At 61.6% G+C, this 17,265-nt stretch carries 16 protein-coding genes; 7 read left to right on the plus strand and 9 right to left on the minus strand.

Features of this window, described 5'->3' with window-relative positions; all coding sequences use genetic code 11:
* Window positions 1-88: 88 nt before the first annotated feature.
* From VMA09_15025 to VMA09_15040, 4 genes are read right to left on the minus strand one after another with little or no spacing between them, the layout of a single operon-like run.
* Window positions 89-1,444, minus strand: a complete 1,356-nt coding sequence (locus tag VMA09_15025; protein HUA34919.1) for an aspartate aminotransferase family protein — start codon at window positions 1,442-1,444, stop codon at window positions 89-91.
* A gap of 41 nt (window positions 1,445-1,485) precedes the next feature.
* A complete protein-coding gene (locus VMA09_15030; GenBank protein ID HUA34920.1) occupies window positions 1,486-2,307 on the minus strand; it encodes a hypothetical protein in 822 nt (273 codons plus the stop codon).
* Window positions 2,304-3,020 (minus strand): NTP transferase domain-containing protein, encoded by a 717-nt coding sequence (locus VMA09_15035; GenBank protein HUA34921.1) that lies wholly within the window; start codon window positions 3,018-3,020, stop codon window positions 2,304-2,306. Before VMA09_15035 ends, VMA09_15030 begins: the two co-directional genes overlap by 4 nt.
* A 7-nt stretch (window positions 3,021-3,027) precedes the next feature.
* On the minus strand, window positions 3,028-3,753 hold the full coding sequence (locus VMA09_15040) for an HAD family hydrolase (GenBank protein HUA34922.1): 726 nt from the start codon (window positions 3,751-3,753) through the stop codon (window positions 3,028-3,030).
* 296 nt (window positions 3,754-4,049) lie between these two features.
* Between VMA09_15040 and VMA09_15045 the strand changes: the two genes are divergently transcribed.
* The 3 genes from VMA09_15045 to VMA09_15055 all read left to right on the plus strand — a co-directional run bounded on the left by VMA09_15045 (window position 4,050) and on the right by VMA09_15055 (window position 7,148).
* The gene (locus VMA09_15045) at window positions 4,050-4,538 is read left to right on the plus strand and encodes an ABC transporter substrate-binding protein (GenBank protein HUA34923.1); all 489 of its coding nucleotides are present in this window, start codon (window positions 4,050-4,052) and stop codon (window positions 4,536-4,538) included.
* 181 nt (window positions 4,539-4,719) lie between these two features.
* Window positions 4,720-5,820, plus strand: coding sequence for a CDP-alcohol phosphatidyltransferase family protein (locus tag VMA09_15050; GenBank protein ID HUA34924.1), 1,101 nt, complete (start codon window positions 4,720-4,722; stop codon window positions 5,818-5,820).
* Window positions 5,817-7,148, plus strand: coding sequence for a radical SAM protein (locus VMA09_15055; protein ID HUA34925.1), 1,332 nt, complete (start codon window positions 5,817-5,819; stop codon window positions 7,146-7,148). Before VMA09_15050 ends, VMA09_15055 begins: the two co-directional genes overlap by 4 nt.
* A 267-nt stretch (window positions 7,149-7,415) precedes the next feature.
* Here the strand turns inward: VMA09_15055 and VMA09_15060 are convergent, their stop codons facing one another.
* Complete coding sequence (locus VMA09_15060; protein HUA34926.1) at window positions 7,416-7,829, minus strand: VOC family protein; 414 nt, start codon at window positions 7,827-7,829, stop codon at window positions 7,416-7,418.
* Window positions 7,830-8,262: 433 nt separating this feature from the next.
* On the opposite strand from VMA09_15060, the gene VMA09_15065 reads away from it, so the two are divergent.
* Window positions 8,263-9,435: a hypothetical protein gene (locus VMA09_15065; protein ID HUA34927.1), complete on the plus strand. Its 1,173-nt coding sequence runs from the start codon at window positions 8,263-8,265 to the stop codon at window positions 9,433-9,435.
* A 421-nt stretch (window positions 9,436-9,856) separates the two neighbouring features.
* Here the strand turns inward: VMA09_15065 and VMA09_15070 are convergent, their stop codons facing one another.
* Window positions 9,857-10,729 (minus strand): SDR family oxidoreductase, encoded by an 873-nt coding sequence (locus VMA09_15070; protein ID HUA34928.1) that lies wholly within the window; start codon window positions 10,727-10,729, stop codon window positions 9,857-9,859.
* A 141-nt stretch (window positions 10,730-10,870) separates the two neighbouring features.
* Here VMA09_15070 and VMA09_15075 point away from each other — a divergent pair, with 141 nt between their 5' ends.
* Both VMA09_15075 and VMA09_15080 read left to right on the plus strand, forming a co-directional pair.
* Complete coding sequence (locus VMA09_15075; protein HUA34929.1) at window positions 10,871-11,494, plus strand: alpha/beta fold hydrolase; 624 nt, start codon at window positions 10,871-10,873, stop codon at window positions 11,492-11,494.
* A gap of 9 nt (window positions 11,495-11,503) precedes the next feature.
* Window positions 11,504-12,103 carry a molybdenum cofactor guanylyltransferase gene (locus tag VMA09_15080; protein ID HUA34930.1) on the plus strand — a complete coding sequence of 200 codons (600 nt, stop codon included), beginning with the start codon at window positions 11,504-11,506 and terminating at the stop codon, window positions 12,101-12,103.
* Window positions 12,104-12,128: 25 nt separating this feature from the next.
* Here VMA09_15080 and gcvPB read toward each other — a convergent pair whose 3' ends face one another.
* From gcvPB to gcvT, 3 genes are read right to left on the minus strand one after another with little or no spacing between them, the layout of a single operon-like run.
* Window positions 12,129-13,658 (minus strand): aminomethyl-transferring glycine dehydrogenase subunit GcvPB, encoded by a 1,530-nt coding sequence (gcvPB, locus tag VMA09_15085; protein HUA34931.1) that lies wholly within the window; start codon window positions 13,656-13,658, stop codon window positions 12,129-12,131.
* On the minus strand, window positions 13,658-15,007 hold the full coding sequence (gene gcvPA / locus VMA09_15090; protein ID HUA34932.1) for an aminomethyl-transferring glycine dehydrogenase subunit GcvPA: 1,350 nt from the start codon (window positions 15,005-15,007) through the stop codon (window positions 13,658-13,660). The genes gcvPB and gcvPA overlap by 1 nt, the downstream gene beginning before the upstream one ends.
* A 51-nt stretch (window positions 15,008-15,058) precedes the next feature.
* Window positions 15,059-16,183, minus strand: coding sequence for a glycine cleavage system aminomethyltransferase GcvT (gene gcvT, locus VMA09_15095; protein ID HUA34933.1), 1,125 nt, complete (start codon window positions 16,181-16,183; stop codon window positions 15,059-15,061).
* A 133-nt stretch (window positions 16,184-16,316) separates the two neighbouring features.
* On the opposite strand from gcvT, the gene VMA09_15100 reads away from it, so the two are divergent.
* On the plus strand, window positions 16,317-17,219 hold the full coding sequence (locus VMA09_15100) for a bifunctional 5,10-methylenetetrahydrofolate dehydrogenase/5,10-methenyltetrahydrofolate cyclohydrolase (GenBank protein ID HUA34934.1): 903 nt from the start codon (window positions 16,317-16,319) through the stop codon (window positions 17,217-17,219).
* Window positions 17,220-17,265 lie beyond the last annotated feature (46 nt).

Here is a 17,265-nt window from a genome sequence, read left to right on the forward strand (position 1 = left end):
AACGCCGCGTTTCCGTTTTCATTCATTGTGGCTCAGTAACTCTTTCGCTTCCGAAATCCCCCTCCCGTGAAATAACGGGCGAGGGATTTCATGCGGCGCGCCAGTCTATGTGGTCGGCTACCTCGGAGAACACCTCGTCGAGGATATCCACGCCGGCGTCGGCTTGTTCTTCTGTGATCACCAGCGGCGGATTGATCCGGATGCGCGGGAAGTAGCTCATCGAGACGAGGCCGCGCTTCAGGCACTCCAGGAAGATGTGCTCCGTCACCTTCTTGTTGAGGAGCTGCTTGCTGTCGCGATCGCGCACGAGATCGAGGCCGATCATCAACCCCTTGCCGCGCACGTCGCCGACGAATTCGTATTTCTCAACGAACTCGCGCAGCCGCCTGAGCATCTTGTCGCCGACCGTGCGCGAATTGTCGACCAGCTTCTCCTTGCGAATCGTCTTGATCGTTTCCGACACGGCAACTGCCGCGAGCGGGTTTCCACCGTAGCTCGACGACGACGCGCTCGGCTTGCCGAACGGCTCGGCCTTGCCGAGCTCGTCGCTCAGCAGCACGCCCGATACCGGGAAGCCCGAGCCCATGCCCTTGCCGACGGTGACGATATCGGGATCGACGCCGCTGTGCTCGACGCCCCACATCTTTCCGGTGCGGCCGAAGCCGGTGATCATTTCGTCGGCGATTAGCATCGCGCCGAGGTCTTTTGCCATCGACTTGATCGCAGGCAGCCAATCCTCGGGCGGAATCACGTTGCCGGCCGTTCCCTGCATCGGCTCCACGAGGACGGCCGCGACTTCGCCGGCCGAGCTGTTCTTCACCTGCTCGCGCGCGAAATCGACGCACGCCAGTCCGCACGACGGATGCTTCAACTTGAAGGGGCATCGATAACAATCGGCGTACGGTACCTGGTAACGTCCGCCGGGCAGCGGACCGTAGCCCTGCTTCGATTCGTCGCCGATCAGTCCCATCACGCCGTAAGTCTTGCCGTGGAAGCCGCCCCAGAAGCTCACGACCTCATGCTTCTTGGTGGCGGATCGCGCAAGGCGCAGAGCCGCTTCGACCGCCTCCGCACCGCCGCTGTAAAGATGCGCGCGCTTCAGGTTGCTCGGCGCAACTTCGCCGAGCAGCTTGAACGCTTCAGCACGCTCCTTGGTGGCGAATGTTCCTACATTGAGGCGCGCGACCTGATCGCCGATCGCCTTGGCGTATCCCGGATGGGCATGGCCGAGGCTGGCGACTGCGACACCGGCGAAAAAATCGACGTAGGTGTTGCCGTCGGCGTCGGTCAGCGTCGCGCCTTCGCCGTGATCGAAGGCGACGCCGGCGAGCAGCGAGATACGCTGGCGGCCGGGCGCGATATGGGCCTGTTCGTCAGCGAAGATTTCCTGTGACTTGGGTCCTGGAACCGGAGTCGTGATAGTCGGCAGCTTACCTTTAGACATCAGGTGCGGAGTGGATGTTCCTTCCTCGTTTAGACTGGCGATTATCGCGTGCGGTTCATGAGCGCCATCGCGCGCCGTGCGATCGCGCGCGCAGCTTGCGCGCGGACCCGGCTGAAACTTGGCCAGTCGTTAAAATCGATAATCGCAAAGCGATCGCCACTCAAGACCGCGTCGCCGCCCCAGGCCTCGAGGCCCAGCGCCAAGGCCGCGCGTGAAGCGGCATCAGACAGTTCGCGCACAGCGGCTTCGGGGATCTCATCTTGCTCGGGCAGCGCCGAGAAAAATGTTCCGCCGCTGACGCCGTAGAACTTCACGACGTTGCCGAGCGCTTCCTGCTGGAGATAGGCGAAGCGCACGCCGCGCTCGGCGAAACCATTCAACACCGATTCGAGCTGATTGCGGCCGACCACGCGCTGCACGTCCTCGTTGCCGAGTGCATGCAGATCGCCGCGCTTGACGAACATCCCGCCGCTCAGATCCATCCCGAGCAGGCGGCGCAGGTCGAGCGGCTCTCCGGTCGACACGAGCGCACCCGCGGGCGCTGGAACTCCAGCGTGTTGCAGACCCGGCGCGAGCAGATCGCGATAGCAGTTGCGGATCGCAAGCGCTGAATTCATCGTGACGGCTCCGGCCTGCTCGACCTCGGCGAGGCGCTTCAGCGGACGCTCGCCCTGGCACATCGCGAGGATCAGATCGGCTTCAACCGGCACGCCGTCGCCGAAGCTCTGCGCGTCGATGGCGGACGTTTCGAATCCTTCACGGGCAAGCTCGGCCAGCGCGCCGTCGAGAATGGCGGCGTCGGCTTCGACCTTGCCCGGGGAAAATTCGGGCTCTCTATAAACTCCCAAAGCACGGTAGCTCATTGAATGCTCCGTATTGCGCGGCGTGCGGCGTCGAGATCGTTCAGCTCGTCCACGTCGATCGCGCCCTCAATTTCGATCGCGTGGAGATTCATCTGATTGTCGATCAGCAAAGCCAGAAATCGACGGAGTGCATCGAGGCCGGCGCGCCGCGCGTCGCCCGCCAAATCGAATATCCGAGTGTGCAGGAAGTACAGCCCCGCCGTAACGAAAAGATTTTGCTCGCTGCCGAGGTGGGTGATCAAGCCTCCTTGATTGACATTTGCGAACAGGGGTTTGCGATCGCCACGCCATTGCGTGACAGCGAGCGCGCCTGCGATACGTTGGTCGCCGCACGACGCAATTTTCCGTTGCGCCTCGCGCACGAAGCGCGACATTTCCGCTTGCGGCACGATCGCATCGACGGTCGCTGCGATGAACCATCCCGGCTCGATAAATTCGCCGAGCGTGAGCATCGTCTCCATCGAATTGGCGGTATCGCGCACGACGACTTTGACGCTTGGCGGCACCGGCAGTTTCAGCTCATCGGCGATTCGCGCTGTTTCCGAATTGACGATCGCCAGCACCGACGAGGCGCCGGCGTCGAGCAGCGCGCGCGCCTGCCGCGCGAGCATCGTGTCCCCGCCAAGCTCGACCAGCGGCTTGGGTAAATCGGCGCCCGACGCGCGAAGTCGTTCGCCACGTCCTGCGGCTATGATCGCTCCCTGCAACTTCATCACCACTTCACCATGCGATCCGATTCAAACCCTCGAGCGATGCGATCGTGAAATCCGCGATAGCGTCGCGATCGGCAATTCCATTGGGATGCGGCTGATACCACACCGTTCGCATCCCAAGCTGGTGCGCCGGTTTGCAATCCTTGTCGAGCGAATCGCCGATCATCGCCGCATCAGCGGGCGATAACCTGAGAGACTTCAGAGCCGCCTGAAAAATTCCCGGCTCAGGCTTGAAGATCTTTACGCGGCTCGAATCCGCGATCGCTGAAAAATAGTTCCTGATTGCCCCATCCTCGAGGATCGTTTCGAGGTTACCGTAGAAATTTGAAACAACGCCCATCGCAAATTTGTTCCCGAGGCTGTCGAGTGCGCGCCTGCTGTCAGCCATTCCGGCTTTCGTTTCGGTCACGAACGATGAAGTCACCTGCTCGACCATCCGATGCCGGCCTTTGCCGTCAGCGCCCTCGATCATCGTTCGAATCCGCTCGGGACCGTTCGCGCGCAGAAACTCCATCTGATGTCCGACGAGAAAACGAATCAGGTCCGTCAGGCCAAAGCGCGATACGATCTTGGTCGCGCCGTAGCCGGTTTTAGTCGCGTGATCGAAGGCCGGATCGAGCTCTGCGCGTTCGATTTCTATTCCCGCCGCGCGATACTGTGCGAGGAATCGATCGAGCCAGTGCGTCGGTCCGTCCAGAGTTCCGCCGAAGTCGAACAGCAGGCCTTTGACCATTACAAGCAGCCGCCTCAAAGTGTACCAGCCGCGACCCACCGCCTCTATAACGGATGGGATTACGGATTGGTGACGCAGTCCCGCAAAACTCGGCTGCATTGACTCCTGCTTCGTAGGCATCTAAGAAAAAACGCTCGTTTCGCACCCGCGTAACATTTCGGAGATCCCATTTGCGCTCAGCGCTCGCGATTCTTGTCCGCCCGCTCACAGCCCTGCTCGTGATCGTCGCTTTGATCGGAACGCGAACAGCATCGAATGCGGCAGCACCGCCATCAGCGCGGGCGACGGTCGAGCAAATGCTCGACGGCATACGCAAGCTGCGTACCACGACTGACCAATCAACGCGCGCCAGTATAATCGCGTCGATCAACGACTCTCTCGCGCTTCGGACGCTCGCCAAGCAGGCGCTCGGCGCGCAATGGAGCAAGCTCGATACTGCGGAGCGCAGCCACTTCGTTGCGCTGCTAGCGCAATTGCTCGAAAAAGTCGCATACCCGCGCGCGGCACAATTCTTCAGCGGAATCGAAATCAAACTGGGCGCTGAGACATCAAAGGGCACGGACGAAATTGTGCCGAGCACTGTCAAAAGAGACGACGGATCGGCAGTTTCCATCAACTATGTGCTCGAGCGGCAGGGCGGGCGATGGCGTGTGGCCGATATCATGCTCGACGGCGAGAGTCTTGCCGCCACGGTCACGACGCAGATTCAGGCTGTGATGAAAAGCAGCTCGTACAAAGGGCTCGTGGCGCAGATGCAACGGCAGCTACAGCAGAACGGCTCATGAAAAGATGCCGTTTGAAGAAGCAAACCTACTCGCTATCGCTTTAAGAGCATGTTACCTTGTGCCCCATTGACCGATCGCTCAGGCGGTCAGGTGAAGACAAAATTTGATTGAAACCGCGCTAATATCGGCCCCTTCCCGCGCAAATAACAGCATTTTCGGCCGCCCGCTGCTCGAACGCCTGATGCTCAATTGCGAGCGCGCCGGAGTGAAGCGCTTCGTTATCGAAGTCGCTCCCGGGCAGCGCGATGAAATCCAGAGTTCGCTCGGCCGCTTCAAGAATGGGGCAAACATCACCCTCGTCGATTCGGCCGACGACGCGCTGAAACAGGATGGCCTTGGGCCTGAGACGCGCGCGCTCGCGCTTTCAGGAAACCTCGTCCTCGCCAAGTCTCATCTGGCCCGGATTATTGCGGACTCCGACGCGAATCCTTCGTCAGTCGTACGCACTTCAACCACGGACTACGATCGCGGCGGCGAAATCGCCGTCGGCCCGATTGGCGAGATCCTGAAGGGCAGCGGCCTTGGCAACGATATTCGCCGCGATTCATCGACGCTTTTACCGTTTGCGCTGAACGGTCGCCTCGAGGATCGCGATGAGGCCGAGCTGCGCCTTGCGCGTGAGCTGCGCAATGAAACCGCCGCCAAAGACGCGATTCTCGCACGCCTCATCGATCGCAAGCTCTCGTGGCAAATCAGCTATCGCCTCGCGCAGACCAAGATCACGCCCAACCAGGTGACGATCGCCAACACGATCCTCGGCGTCGGCACGGCCTGGCTCTTTTCGATTCCGGGCTACTGGACCCGGCTCCTGGCATCAATTCTGTTTCTCTTTTCCGTCACGCTCGACGGCGTCGACGGCGAGCTTGCGCGCCTTCAGATGTCGGAGTCGAAGTTTGGCGGCCAGCTCGATATTTTCACCGACAACGTCGTACACGTCGCGCTGTTTATCGGCCTCTTCCTCGGATGCTATCGCGCGAGCATGAGCCGCGCGTACCTTTACCTGATTCCGTTGGTGCTCGGCGGCTTCGCGATGTGCGCGTTCGCAACCTGGCGCGCGTTTCGGATTCGTGGCGACCAAGCCGCCAAGTGGCTCGACGCCGTCGACCGATGGAGCGGCCGCGACTTCGCCTATATCCTTGTGGTATTGGCACTAATCGATCGGTTAGAGTGGTTCGCTTGGGGGACCGCTTTCGGTACTTACGTATTCGCGTTCGCCCTGATGTGGCTTACTGCCCGACGGGTCAGCCCGGCCGGGCTTGATGGGAAGGGATCACAAGAATGACAGGCAAAAAGCCCAAAATCCTGCTGGTGCAACCTACCACCGTCCACCTCGACGGCACTCCGCACAAGTCGCGATGGCGGCTCATTATGGGTCTCATGATCCCTCTGATGGCAGGACTCACGCCCGACGAATACGACGTCACGCTGTGCGATGAGCGCCTCGAAGACATCAACTGGGATGGCGGATGGGATCTCGTCGGCATGACCACGACCATCGGCGCGTCGCTGCGTGCGTACAAGCTTGGTGACGAGTTCCGCCGCCGTGGTATCCCCGTGGTTTTCGGCGGTTTCCATGCGACCCTTCAAACTGAGGAAGCACTCAGACACTGCGACGCCGTCGTGCAGGGCGAGGCCGACCTGGTGTGGCCCGAGCTTCTGCAGGATTGGCGCGACGGCAAGCTCAAGCAGGTTTACAAGGCCGACAAAGTTCACGATCTCAAGAACCTGCCTCGTCCGCGACACGAGCTGCTCAAGCTGAATCGCTACATGTTCAAGGCGGTGCCGATCCAGGCCAGCCGTGGATGCCCCTATCGCTGCTCGTTCTGCGAGATCCCGGTTTTCTACGAAGGCTCGTATCGCACGCGCCCAATCGGCGACATCGTCGAAGAGATCAAGCAGACAATAAAGATCACGGGCTTTCGCCGCTTCCAGTTCATCGACGATCAGATCACCGGCAAGCACAAGTTCGCCAAGGAGCTGTTCAAGGCGCTCGAGCCGCTGAACATTCGCTTCTCGTGCCTGTGGACGGTCAACTCGAATCACGACGAAGACCTGCTCGATCTCGCGGCCAAGGCGGGAGTGTTCCACGTCAATATCGGCGTGGAATCGATCAGCCAGGAATCGCTACTGTCGATGAACAAGATCCAGAACCACTCGGGCCAGTACAAGAAACTGCTCGGGCGCCTGGAGAAATACGGCATCTACTATTCGCTGAACTTCCTGTTCGGCCTCGAGGAAGATCATCCGAAGATTTTCGACGACACGCTCAAGTTCCTGCACGAGGTGAGGGCGCCCGAGGCGTTCTTCAACACCGTGACGCCGCGCAAGGGCACGCCGATGCGCACCCAGCTCGAAGCCGAGGGCCGCGTCATCATTCCCGACGCCGACCTTTACACCAACAACTTCCGCTGCATGTTCGTGCCGAAGCGGCTCTCGCCGCAGGAAGTCGAAGAAGGTGTGTGGCGCTGCACGAAGGAATTCTATTCGATGAAGTCGATGTTCAAGCGGTTGCTCCTGCCGCCGGGCAAATTCACCTGGCAGGGCCTCACCGAGAACATGCTCTTCTGGTACGGCGCCAAGCGCCAGATCGATCCGGTCGACTATTATTGATGCTGACTCTGAATCCCTCAGGCACCCTCTCCCGTTAAGTCACGGGAGAGGGTGGCTGACGCGCGAAATCGCGCGCCAGCCAGGTGAGGGTGCAGGATCATCGAGCTGTCAGTCACACTCGAATTCAGGATCCTCAATTAGCTCTTCGCTGTAACTCAACTTTCCAGAACCCTCACCTGACCGCGGCGCCTTTGGCGCGCCGGCGACCCCCTCCCGTGAAATAACGGGCGCAGGATTTCAGAGGGCTCGGACGTCGCTAACAATCAGTTACGCGAGCAGGCCTTTGCCTGGGACGTGATTGATCTCGAGCCGGATACCGTCGGGGTCCTCGAACAGCACTGAATAGTAGCCCGGCGCCCAGGCACCCTCCTCGGGTGGATGCACGATCTTCGCGCCGAGCGACTGGACGAAGCGATACGCCTCGTCGACATCGGCGCGCTCGCGGGCGCGAAAGCATGCATGATGCAGCCCGACGCGGCGCTGGACAAATTTCTCACCGCGATACCGCTCGTCGCAACGCATAATTCCAACTGCGGTCCTTCCGCCGACGCAATAGAGCATCTCTTCGCTTTGAATCACCGGTTTGAGTCCGAGAAAAACGAGCAGTTTCTCGTAGAATGCGTAGCATTTCTCGAAATCGCTGACGGTAAGAATTACGTGCGCCATGCCATTGATTTCCACGCGATGTCTCCTTGTCCTTGAAATGATTACAATTTGTTAAGGAATCGCTCTCGCCAAAGGTCCTCGTAGGTTAACTTTTGACCCTCTATCGCATCCTCATCCGAAGAAATGCGGTTTAATCGGCGAATCTCTAAAGTATGATTGATTCACACAAACAATTGAATCGGGAATCGGCATATCCGTCGGATCGCACGCCCCGCCTTTCAGGTTGCGGCTTTTGGTTGTTCATTTGGGATTAACCGTCAGTCACTTTTCTGCGCGCTTTTCGTTGCGATTAACGTTCATGATGAATATTATGCCGACTGTTCGTTTTCTTCATCAACGGTTTAGTTTTTAGGAGGGGACAATGACTGGCAATTCCAGGTGGTCGAGGAGTGATCTGAGCAGGGGCGCGATCTCGCGATGGTGGGGTGGCGCTCTGCTGGCGGCCGGCGTGGCGATGACATTCGGCGCAGCGTCATGCGGCGGCAGCAGCAATTCGTTTTTCTTTCTGGGCGATGGCGTATGGGTCGCGGATCAAGTTGCTGCGCAAGTCGACGAGTTTACATCGGGGCAACTCGGTGTCGGCACAAAGAACACCCCGCCGCGCAAAATCATAACCAACACGACGGGTACCGTCGCGCCGACCTTCACCGCGCCCCAGGATACGCTATTCGATTCAAACAAGAATCTATGGGTCATCGATGGCGGTGACCAAATGGACGACGGTACCGCTCTGGTGTTCGAATTCACGTCGAAGCAATTATCGTCTCCCGGCGGTACTCTCAATCTCACACCAACCCAGTTCATCACCACGGATGATTTCGTTTTTCCCCAATTCGCAGTCTTCGACTCGGAGGGAAATCTCTGGGTGAGCGATACCGGCGCCAACGAGATTTTTGAATTCTCGGCAGCGCAGTTGGCCGGACCTCCTGGCAATGTTACGCCGACCCTGACGCTGACCGATGACGACGAATTCGATATGCCGTTGGGCATGGCCTTCGACTCCAGCGGTGACTTGTGGGTCGCGAACAACGGCTCAACGCCGGGTAATGGTTTTGGTCTGCTGGAGTTCGACGCCGCAACGCTGGCTGCGTCGACCGGCCCGATTACCTCTGATGCCAACTTCGCATCAGTAACGACCGGACAGGGAACTGACAGTCTCAATGCGCCATGGGGATTGTCCTTTGACGGCAATGGCGACCTGTTTGTGACCAATGAACAGCCGGATTTCGCGCCATCTGCCGAACCAACGTCGGATGCTTTGCAAGCGCAGGCTGCTCCGGCGGCGACGCCGACGATTGGTCAGGGAACGGTGGTTGAGTTCTCGGCGGCCCAGATTGCAGCGGCCACGACCGGAGCGGCTCCGACGCCAGTTGCGGCGATCGTTCCGCACGCAGTTGGTGGCACCGCGAGCCTGGATGACCCGAACGGCGTCTCGGTCGATACCAAGCTGAACTTCCTTATCGTCGCCAACGACGGCGGTGATGCTGAATCGCCGAGCTTGTCCAGGTACAACCTGAGCGCGATTGGCGCGGGCGGACAACTCGTACCGAATTCGTTCGTGAGCGGCGCTAATACAACGCTGGCTGCGCCCACCGGCCTGATCGTAGGCCCCGCGCACTGATAGATTCGCTTGGCTCGAGTCTGACCAACGCGGCGCCCGCAAGGGCGCCGCGTTTCTTTTCCCCGCGCGCCACTATCGCCTGGGTTACCCGCAACCATCTTCTCGTCCACGCTAACTAAAAGTCACCGCCGCGTCTTGCGCTCCCCGGGCCGTATCAATAGTATCCGCTGGTTAACTTTTGCTGCTATTTAGAAAACCTGGTCGAAGAGAGCGAACATGAGGGGACCGCGCGGCATCATGCGGCGGCAGTAGCGGCGGTCCGCCGCCGCTGCACGGCAACGCGGTTTGGTTTGCCGATGCGGGCATCCCGCTCCATGATCTCGATCCCGCAAAACTGTTGGTCGCCGAATACACGGTCGGCATGCGCGAGCCGCAGGCTCGCGCGACCTAATTCGGATTGTCGCTCGTCGCTAACTATCGGTCATTTCTTCGGTTCTTCGTCGTCCGCGCCGCCCATGATCGAGGATGCCGTACGCAGGATCTTAGTTCCGACGCTGATGAACGCATCGGTGACGCCGGGGAACAGCGAGGCGAGCTTTTCGGCGACCGCGGCGCCCGGAGGAACGTCCACCTCGGTCAATCCAAATGCCGCCGCGGCGAGAACCGCCCAAGTTACCCATCGCGCCGGCATCGCCATCATCGCCGGCAATCCCTTGATCGATTCGTGACGCAGCGCGCCGCGCCCCATCGGCGTGTCGATCACTCCCGGCATCACGAGCGAGACGCGTACTCCGGTGCCGAAGAGCTCGACGCGCAGCGCCTCGGTCATCCCGACCAGCGCGAACTTGGTCGCGCTGTAACCGCCGATCGGGCTGACGCCGCGCCGCCCCGCAAGCGACGAGATATTCACAATATTGCCCGTCTTCTGCTTGCGCATCAGCGGCAGCACGGCGTGCATCGCGTTGAGTGCGCCGTAAACGTTCACGTCCATCATGCGCTGGAGATCGGCGAGCGGCATTTCTTCGACGGCGCCGGTGATGAGCAGTCCCGCGGAGTTGATGAGGATATCGACCTTGCCGAACGCCTCCCGCGCCTGGTCGATCGACCAGAACACGCGCGCGCGATCGGTCACGTCGCAATCGAGCGCGAGCGCTTTGCCGCCCGCCGCGTTGATCTTCTGCGCGAGTTCTTCGAGTTGGAGCCGCCGTCGTGCGAGCACGGCCACGTTGGCGCCCTGGCTGCCGAACGCCAGCGCCACGTCATAGCCGATACCGCTGGAGGCGCCGGTGACGACGACGGACTTGTCGCGGAAGTAACCGCGGCTGGGGTTGCGCGCGTCCTTGGCTTCGCTCATCGCTATCGACCTCCAGGGGGATTGCGCCGCCCATGCGGCCCGTGCGCCCGCGATTTTGCGCCCCGTCCATCGCAATGTGCAATCGCTCGGACCTTGCCGCTCGTGCTGGTGGCGGTTAGCTTCAAGCCAGGACGACGTGCGATGAACTCACGAACGATCGCGGCCGAACTCGCCGCTCTGGGCGGCATCCTCGCCTCGTATCCGCTCGACTGGCTTGCGCAGCGTGCCGAACGGCTCGGCTTCATGCCGACGAGCGAGCCTGTCGTCCTGGCTCACGGCCTCGGCGGCAGCCGCGCCAATCTGCTCGGGCTTGCGATCTACCTGCGGATGGCCGGCTTCGACAACATCGCGTACTTCGAGTATCCGCGACGGCAGCCGATTGTGAACTCGGCCGAGCGCCTCGCGCGAATCGTCGAGGAACGCGACGACGGCAGCGGCGTGCATCTGGTGGGACACAGCCTTGGCGGCACGATCGCGCGGACCTACGTCGCGGGCGCGCCGCGGAGCCGCGTGCGCAGCTTTATCTCGCTGGGCGCGCCCTATCTGGCGATACAATACAGTCCGCGCGAGTTTGCGATCTTCGGCGATCAGGATCCGATCGTGCCCGCGCCGATGAAGTTGCTCACGAGCCCGCTCGCGTTCGGGCGAATCGAGATTCTCGAGCACACCGGGCATCTCGCGCTCCTTTATCACCCCGAGGTCCTGCGCCTCGTTGGCACCGAGCTGCGCGCCAACCGCGTGCCGGCGAACGCGCGCGCGGCCTAGCTGCACCTCATGAATGCGAGCGCGATCGTGCTGGCTGGTGGACGCAGCTCGCGGATGGGCGCCGACAAGGCTCAGCTCGACTTCGGCGGCGTCCCGATCCTGCGCCGCGTCGCCCACGAGCTCGCGCGGCGTTTCGCCGAGATAATCGTGGTTGTTGCACCGGATGGCGCGGGCATCGAGCGGGCGGGCGTAAAACTGATTCACGACGAAGAGCAGTTCGCCGGTCCGCTCGAGGCACTGCGCCGCGGACTGCTCGCATCGTCCAATGCGATCGCGTTTGCGTGTTCATGCGATCTGCCCTTGATGAAAGCGGAGCTGGCAACCAGGCTTTGCGAATTGATCGGCGATCATGACGCGGCGATTCCGCTCGTCGACGGCCGCGAACAGGTATTGTGCGCCGCCTACCGCCGCGACGCCGCTGGCAAGATTGCCGGACTGATCGCACGCGGCGAGAAGCGGATGCTTGCGCTACTGGACGAGTTGAATGTTCGCGGCGTCGACGCAGCGGAGCTCAGAAATATCGACCCGCAGTTGCGCAGTTTCATCAACGTCAATACGCCAGAGGATTACGCGCGCGCGCTCGCGATCTTCCGCGCGTCGCAGATCTAGCCGCGTTGGCAACAATCGAGGGCGCCTACGTGCTCTCAGGCCACCATCTGAGGATCGGCTTGCGCGCGGCTTCGGCTTCATCGACGCGCGAGACGACCAGGGTGCGCGGCGCGGTTTTGATCAGATCGGGCTCGCTCAGCGCCTCTTCGTAAATCCGCTCCATCGTATCGATAAAACTGTCGAGGATTTCGCGGCTCTCGGTTTCGGTCGGCTCGATCATCAGCGCCCCCGGCACCACCAGCGGAAAATAGATCGTCGGCGGATGCATCTTGAAATCGAGCAGGCGCTTGGCGATTTCGAGCGTGCTCACGTCGGCGCGCTTTTCGAGATCGTGGGTGAGCACGCACTCGTGCATCGAAGGTTCGCGCGTCGCGCTGGGGTAATGATCTTCGAGGCGCTTGCGGATGTAATTGGCGCCGAGAATCGCAAGGCGGCTCGCCAGCGCGAGGCCGTCGCCGCCGAGCGCCAGGATGAACGCATAGGCGCGCACGATCATGCCGAAGTTGTTGTGATACGAGCGCATCCTGCCAATCGCGTCGGGGCGATCACTGTCGAATTCCAGGCCGGCCGGGGTGCGCTTAAGCCGTGGCATCGGCAGGAACTGCTCGAGATGAGCCCTCACGGCGATCGGACCCGCGCCGGGACCGCCGCCGCCATGCGGCGTCGAGAAAGTCTTGTGCAGGTTGAGCTGCACGATATCGGCGCCCATGTGCCCCGGCTTCGCCACGCCGAGGAGAGCGTTCATGTTGGCGCCGTCGAGATAGAGCAGGGCGCCGCGCTCGTGCAGGACGCTTGCGATCTCGCCAATCTCGGGCTCGAAGATCCCGAGCGTGTTGGGATTGGTCACCATCATCGCGGCGACATCGTCGTCAACGAGGCGGCGGACTTCATCGGCCGCAAGGAAGCCGCGCTTGTTCGACTTGGCGACTATCACCTTGAAGCCCGCCAGCGTGCAGCTCGCGGGGTTGGTGCCGTGCGCCGTATCGGGGATGATGACTTTATGTCGATGCGCTCCGCGCTTTTTGTGATACGCGCGCACCATCAAGAGGCCGGAAAGCTCGCCTTGCGCACCGGCGGCGGGATGGAGAGAGACGGCGTCCATTCCGGTGATCTCGGCGAGCGCGCGTTCCATCCGCTCCATCAATTCGAGCGCGCCCTGCGCCAGGTGCGGCGGCGTCGCGGGATGAAGCGCGGCGAACCCGGCGAGCGAGGCCATCTCGTCGTTGAGCACCGGATTGTACTTCATCGTGCACGAGCCGAGCGGATAGAACTGGAGCGCCTGGCCAAAGTTGAGCTGCGACAGTTGCAGAAAGTGGCGCAGCACCTGCGGCTCGCTCAGCTCGGGAAATCCTTCGAGGTCCTCGCGGCACAGCTCGCGCCCGAGAATTTCGGCGCCGCGCACCGTGCCTTCCGCACGCTGCGGAAGGTCGGCGCCGCGGCGGCCACTGGAGGAGCGCTCGAAAATTAGCGGCACGCCAGCGACGGGCTCGCTCCGATGCTCATGCGGCGGCTCTGCGACCGGCTCGATGCGCGCGATTCGTCCTGCGGTAGCCATCAGCGCACCTCCGCAAGCGCGCCGGCGAGGCGGCTGAAGTCGTCCCCATCGTTCATTTCGGTCACCGAGACGAGGATGCTTCCTGCCAGTTCGGGATAGTCGTGTCCCAGCGCGAGGCCGGCGAGAATCCCGTGTTGCTCGGCGGCACGCAGCGCGGCTGCGGCGCCGTCAACGTTGATCACGAACTCGTTGAAGAACGGCGCGTTGAAAAGCGGCTTGAGTCCGGATGCGGTCAGAGTATCGGCCGCCTGATGCGCGAGCTCGACGTTGCGCTCCGCCAAATCGCGCAGCCCCGTGCGACCCATCAGCGAGAGATAAACCGTCGCGGCCAGAGCGCACAGCGAATGGTTAGTGCAGATGTTCGACGTGGCGCGTTCGCGGCGGATGTGCTGCTCGCGGGTCGCGAGCGTGAGCGTGAATGCGCGGCGTCCATCGCGATCGTGAGTCTGACCGACGAGCCGTCCTGGCATCTGACGAACGTTCACCATATGCGCCGCGAGAAAGCCGAACCCCGGTCCGCCAAACTGAAGCGGCAGTCCAAAACTTTGTCCTTCGCCGACTGCGATATCGATGTCGAGATCTCCGGGAGGCTTCAGCAGCCCGAGCGCGAGACCTTCCGCGGTAGCCGAAATCGCTATCGCGCCTGCGCGATGCGCGATCGCTGTCAGCGCGCCGAGCGGCTCGACGATACCGAACGCGTTTGGATATCCGATCACGGTGCAGAGCAGGTGATCGTTGGCGATCGCCTCGAGCGCGGTCGTGCTCGTCGTGCCGCTTGCGGGATCGAAAGGAAGCTCGACGATTTCCACTTCGCCGAGCGCGCTGAGATACGTGCGAATCGTGGCGCGATAGTCCGGCCACAACCCCCGCGACATCGCGACGATGCGCCGCTTCGGTTGCAGGCGATGCGCCATCAGCACAGCCTCGGCAGCGGCAGAGGCACCGTCGTACATACTCGCGTTCGCGACTTCCATCGCGGTGAGCTGCGCGATGAGCGTCTGAAATTCAAAAATCGCCTGCGTCGTGCCCTGACTCGCCTCGGCCTGGTAGGGAGTGTAGCTGGTGGCGAACTCGGCGCGGGCGATAACGGCGCGAACGGCGGCCGGGACGTAGTGGCGATAATAGCCACCACCGAGAAAGCTCGTGAAATCGCGCGCGCCCGCGTTCATCGCGGCCAGCGCGGAAATCTCACGCGATACTTCAGCTTCAGTGCGCCCCCGCTCGAGCGCAATCGCCGCCGTCGCGCGCAACTCCGCAGGCACGTGCGCGATCAAATCCTCGAGGCTGCCGGCGCCGACGACCTTGAGCATCGCCGCGACGTCAGACTCGGTGTGTGGCATGAATCTCATTGAATATCCTCGTCTCCGCCCGCATCAGCTCCATCGCAAAATCGCTAATGATCATACCCCGCCGCGCGCGCCGAGGCGCGCGTCGCCGCGGCGATAGAAAGGCATCTTCACAACCGTGGCGGGCACCCGCCGGGCGCGAACCTCGACCTCGACGCGATCACCGGGCGCATACTTCGGCGAACCGCTGCCCGTCGATGCGTAAGCCATCGCGATCGGGCGTCCGATCCACGGCGCGAAGGTGCCGCTGCTTACGACTCCAATTTCGTTGCCGTCGCGAATCAGCTTGTAGCCTTGGCGTGCGACGGTTTTTCCGTCCTCGGTGTTGATGCCTACCAGACGTTTCTTAGTTCCGTTTTGATGCTGATCCTCGAGCGCTTTCGATCCGATGAAAGCTCGGCCCAGCTTCACGAATGGCTGCAAGCCCGCTTCGAGCGGCGACGTCGAGCGGTCCAGCTCGTGCCCGTAAAGTGAAAGTGATGCTTCAAGTCTGAGTGTGTCGCGCGCGCCGAGTCCGACCGGCTTGACGGATCCGGAATCGAGCAGCGCCTCGAACACTTTGCGCGTGCCGTCATTTTTAAGGAACAGTTCGAAGCCGTCCTCACCTGTGTACCCCGTGCGCGCCGCGAGGCACTGGGCGCCAGCAACGTTGGCGAACGCGAAGCCGAAGCGCGGCACGTTCGCGATGGCAAAGTCGGCGAGCTTTGCCAGAATCGCAACGGCCTGCGGTCCCTGGATCGCGATCAATGATGTCGCGTCGCTCTGATCTTCGAACCGCGCGCGGCCGCCGTTCAGCTCCAGCAGCCATTCGCGATCGTTATCGATATTCGACGCATTCACGCACAGCATGTAGCGCTCAGGGCCGAGGCGGTACACGATCAGATCGTCGAGCGTGCCGCCGTCCTCCGCGCACATGATCGTGTACTGCGCCTGACCTTCGCGCAGCCGTGCGGCGGAGTTGGTGAACGCTCGCTCGAGCAGTTCCAGCGCGTGCGGTCCGCTCACCTCGAACTCGCCCATGTGACTCAGATCGAAGATTCCCGCACTGGTGCGCACGGCAACGTGCTCATCGATGATGCCCACGTACTGCACGGGCATCTCGAAGCCACCAAAAACCGTCATCCGCGCGCCGAGTTTCAGGTGAAGATCGTAAAGGACGGTGCGCTTGGGCGCATTCATCGGCTCCACAAAAATATCAAACCAAAGTTGCAGTCACGAGACGACTCGCTGACGATCTGCCAACAGGGGCGTGGCTTTTTCCACAGCGCCTTGCCCCATCCTGTCGAGTGCTATACTCGATCGAGAGTCGGCGATGTCTGCAATTATAATGGACGGGCGCCATCTCAGTGCGCTTCTGATGCCCGAGCTGCGCCGTCACGTCGAAGAGCTCAAGCAGACCTATCAGTACACGCCCTCTCTCGTTGCGGTGCTCGTCGGCGACGATCCCGCCTCGCGGCAATACGTCAAGAACAAGCAGCGCTTCGCCGCCGATCTCGGATGCGACAGCCGCACGATCAAGCTCACCGCGAGCGAAGTAACGACGGCCTCGATGCTCGATCTGGTAGGCCAGCTCAATCATGACCAGGCGACAACCGGGATCCTGCTACAGCTCCCGATTCCGGAACACGTCGATCGGTTTCGGCTCTTCGACGCGATCGCCGCCTTCAAAGACGTCGATGCGGTCGCGGCGTCGAGCGTCAGCGGGTTCTATCGCGGGCAATGGGGGACATTCATCCCATGCACTCCGCGCGGAGTGCTGACTCTCCTCGATTATTACAAGGTGCCGGTCGATGGGATGCGCGCGGTCGTGATCGGCCGCAGCGATATCGCCGGCAAGCCAACGGCGATGATCCTCGGCGGACGCCTGCGCAACGCGACCGTGACCTGGTGCCATCGCCATACGCGCGATCTCGCCGCCATCTGCCGCGAGGCCGATATCCTCGTGCCCTGTGTCGGCGCCAATACCGGCCAGCCGTTTCTGATCACCGCCGACATGGTCAAGCCGGGCGCGTGCGTGATCGATGTGGGCTTTCGGCGCATCGGTCCCGGAAAATTCGTCGGCGACGTTGACTTCGAGGCGGTCAAGGATGTCGCCGGGTGGATCACGCTGAACCCGGGCGGCACCGGGCCGATGACCGTGCTGGCGTTGATGCAGAATGTTATCGACGCGGCGCGCTATCAGCTTGGCATGGAGCGCGCCAGCTATTCAGTCTAACGCATTTTGCACGATTCCTTTGCGACCGGATTGCATTATGCATAGA

The organism is Candidatus Binataceae bacterium, assembly GCA_035508495.1.
Taxonomy (GTDB): Bacteria; Desulfobacterota; Binatia; order Binatales; family Binataceae; genus JASHPB01.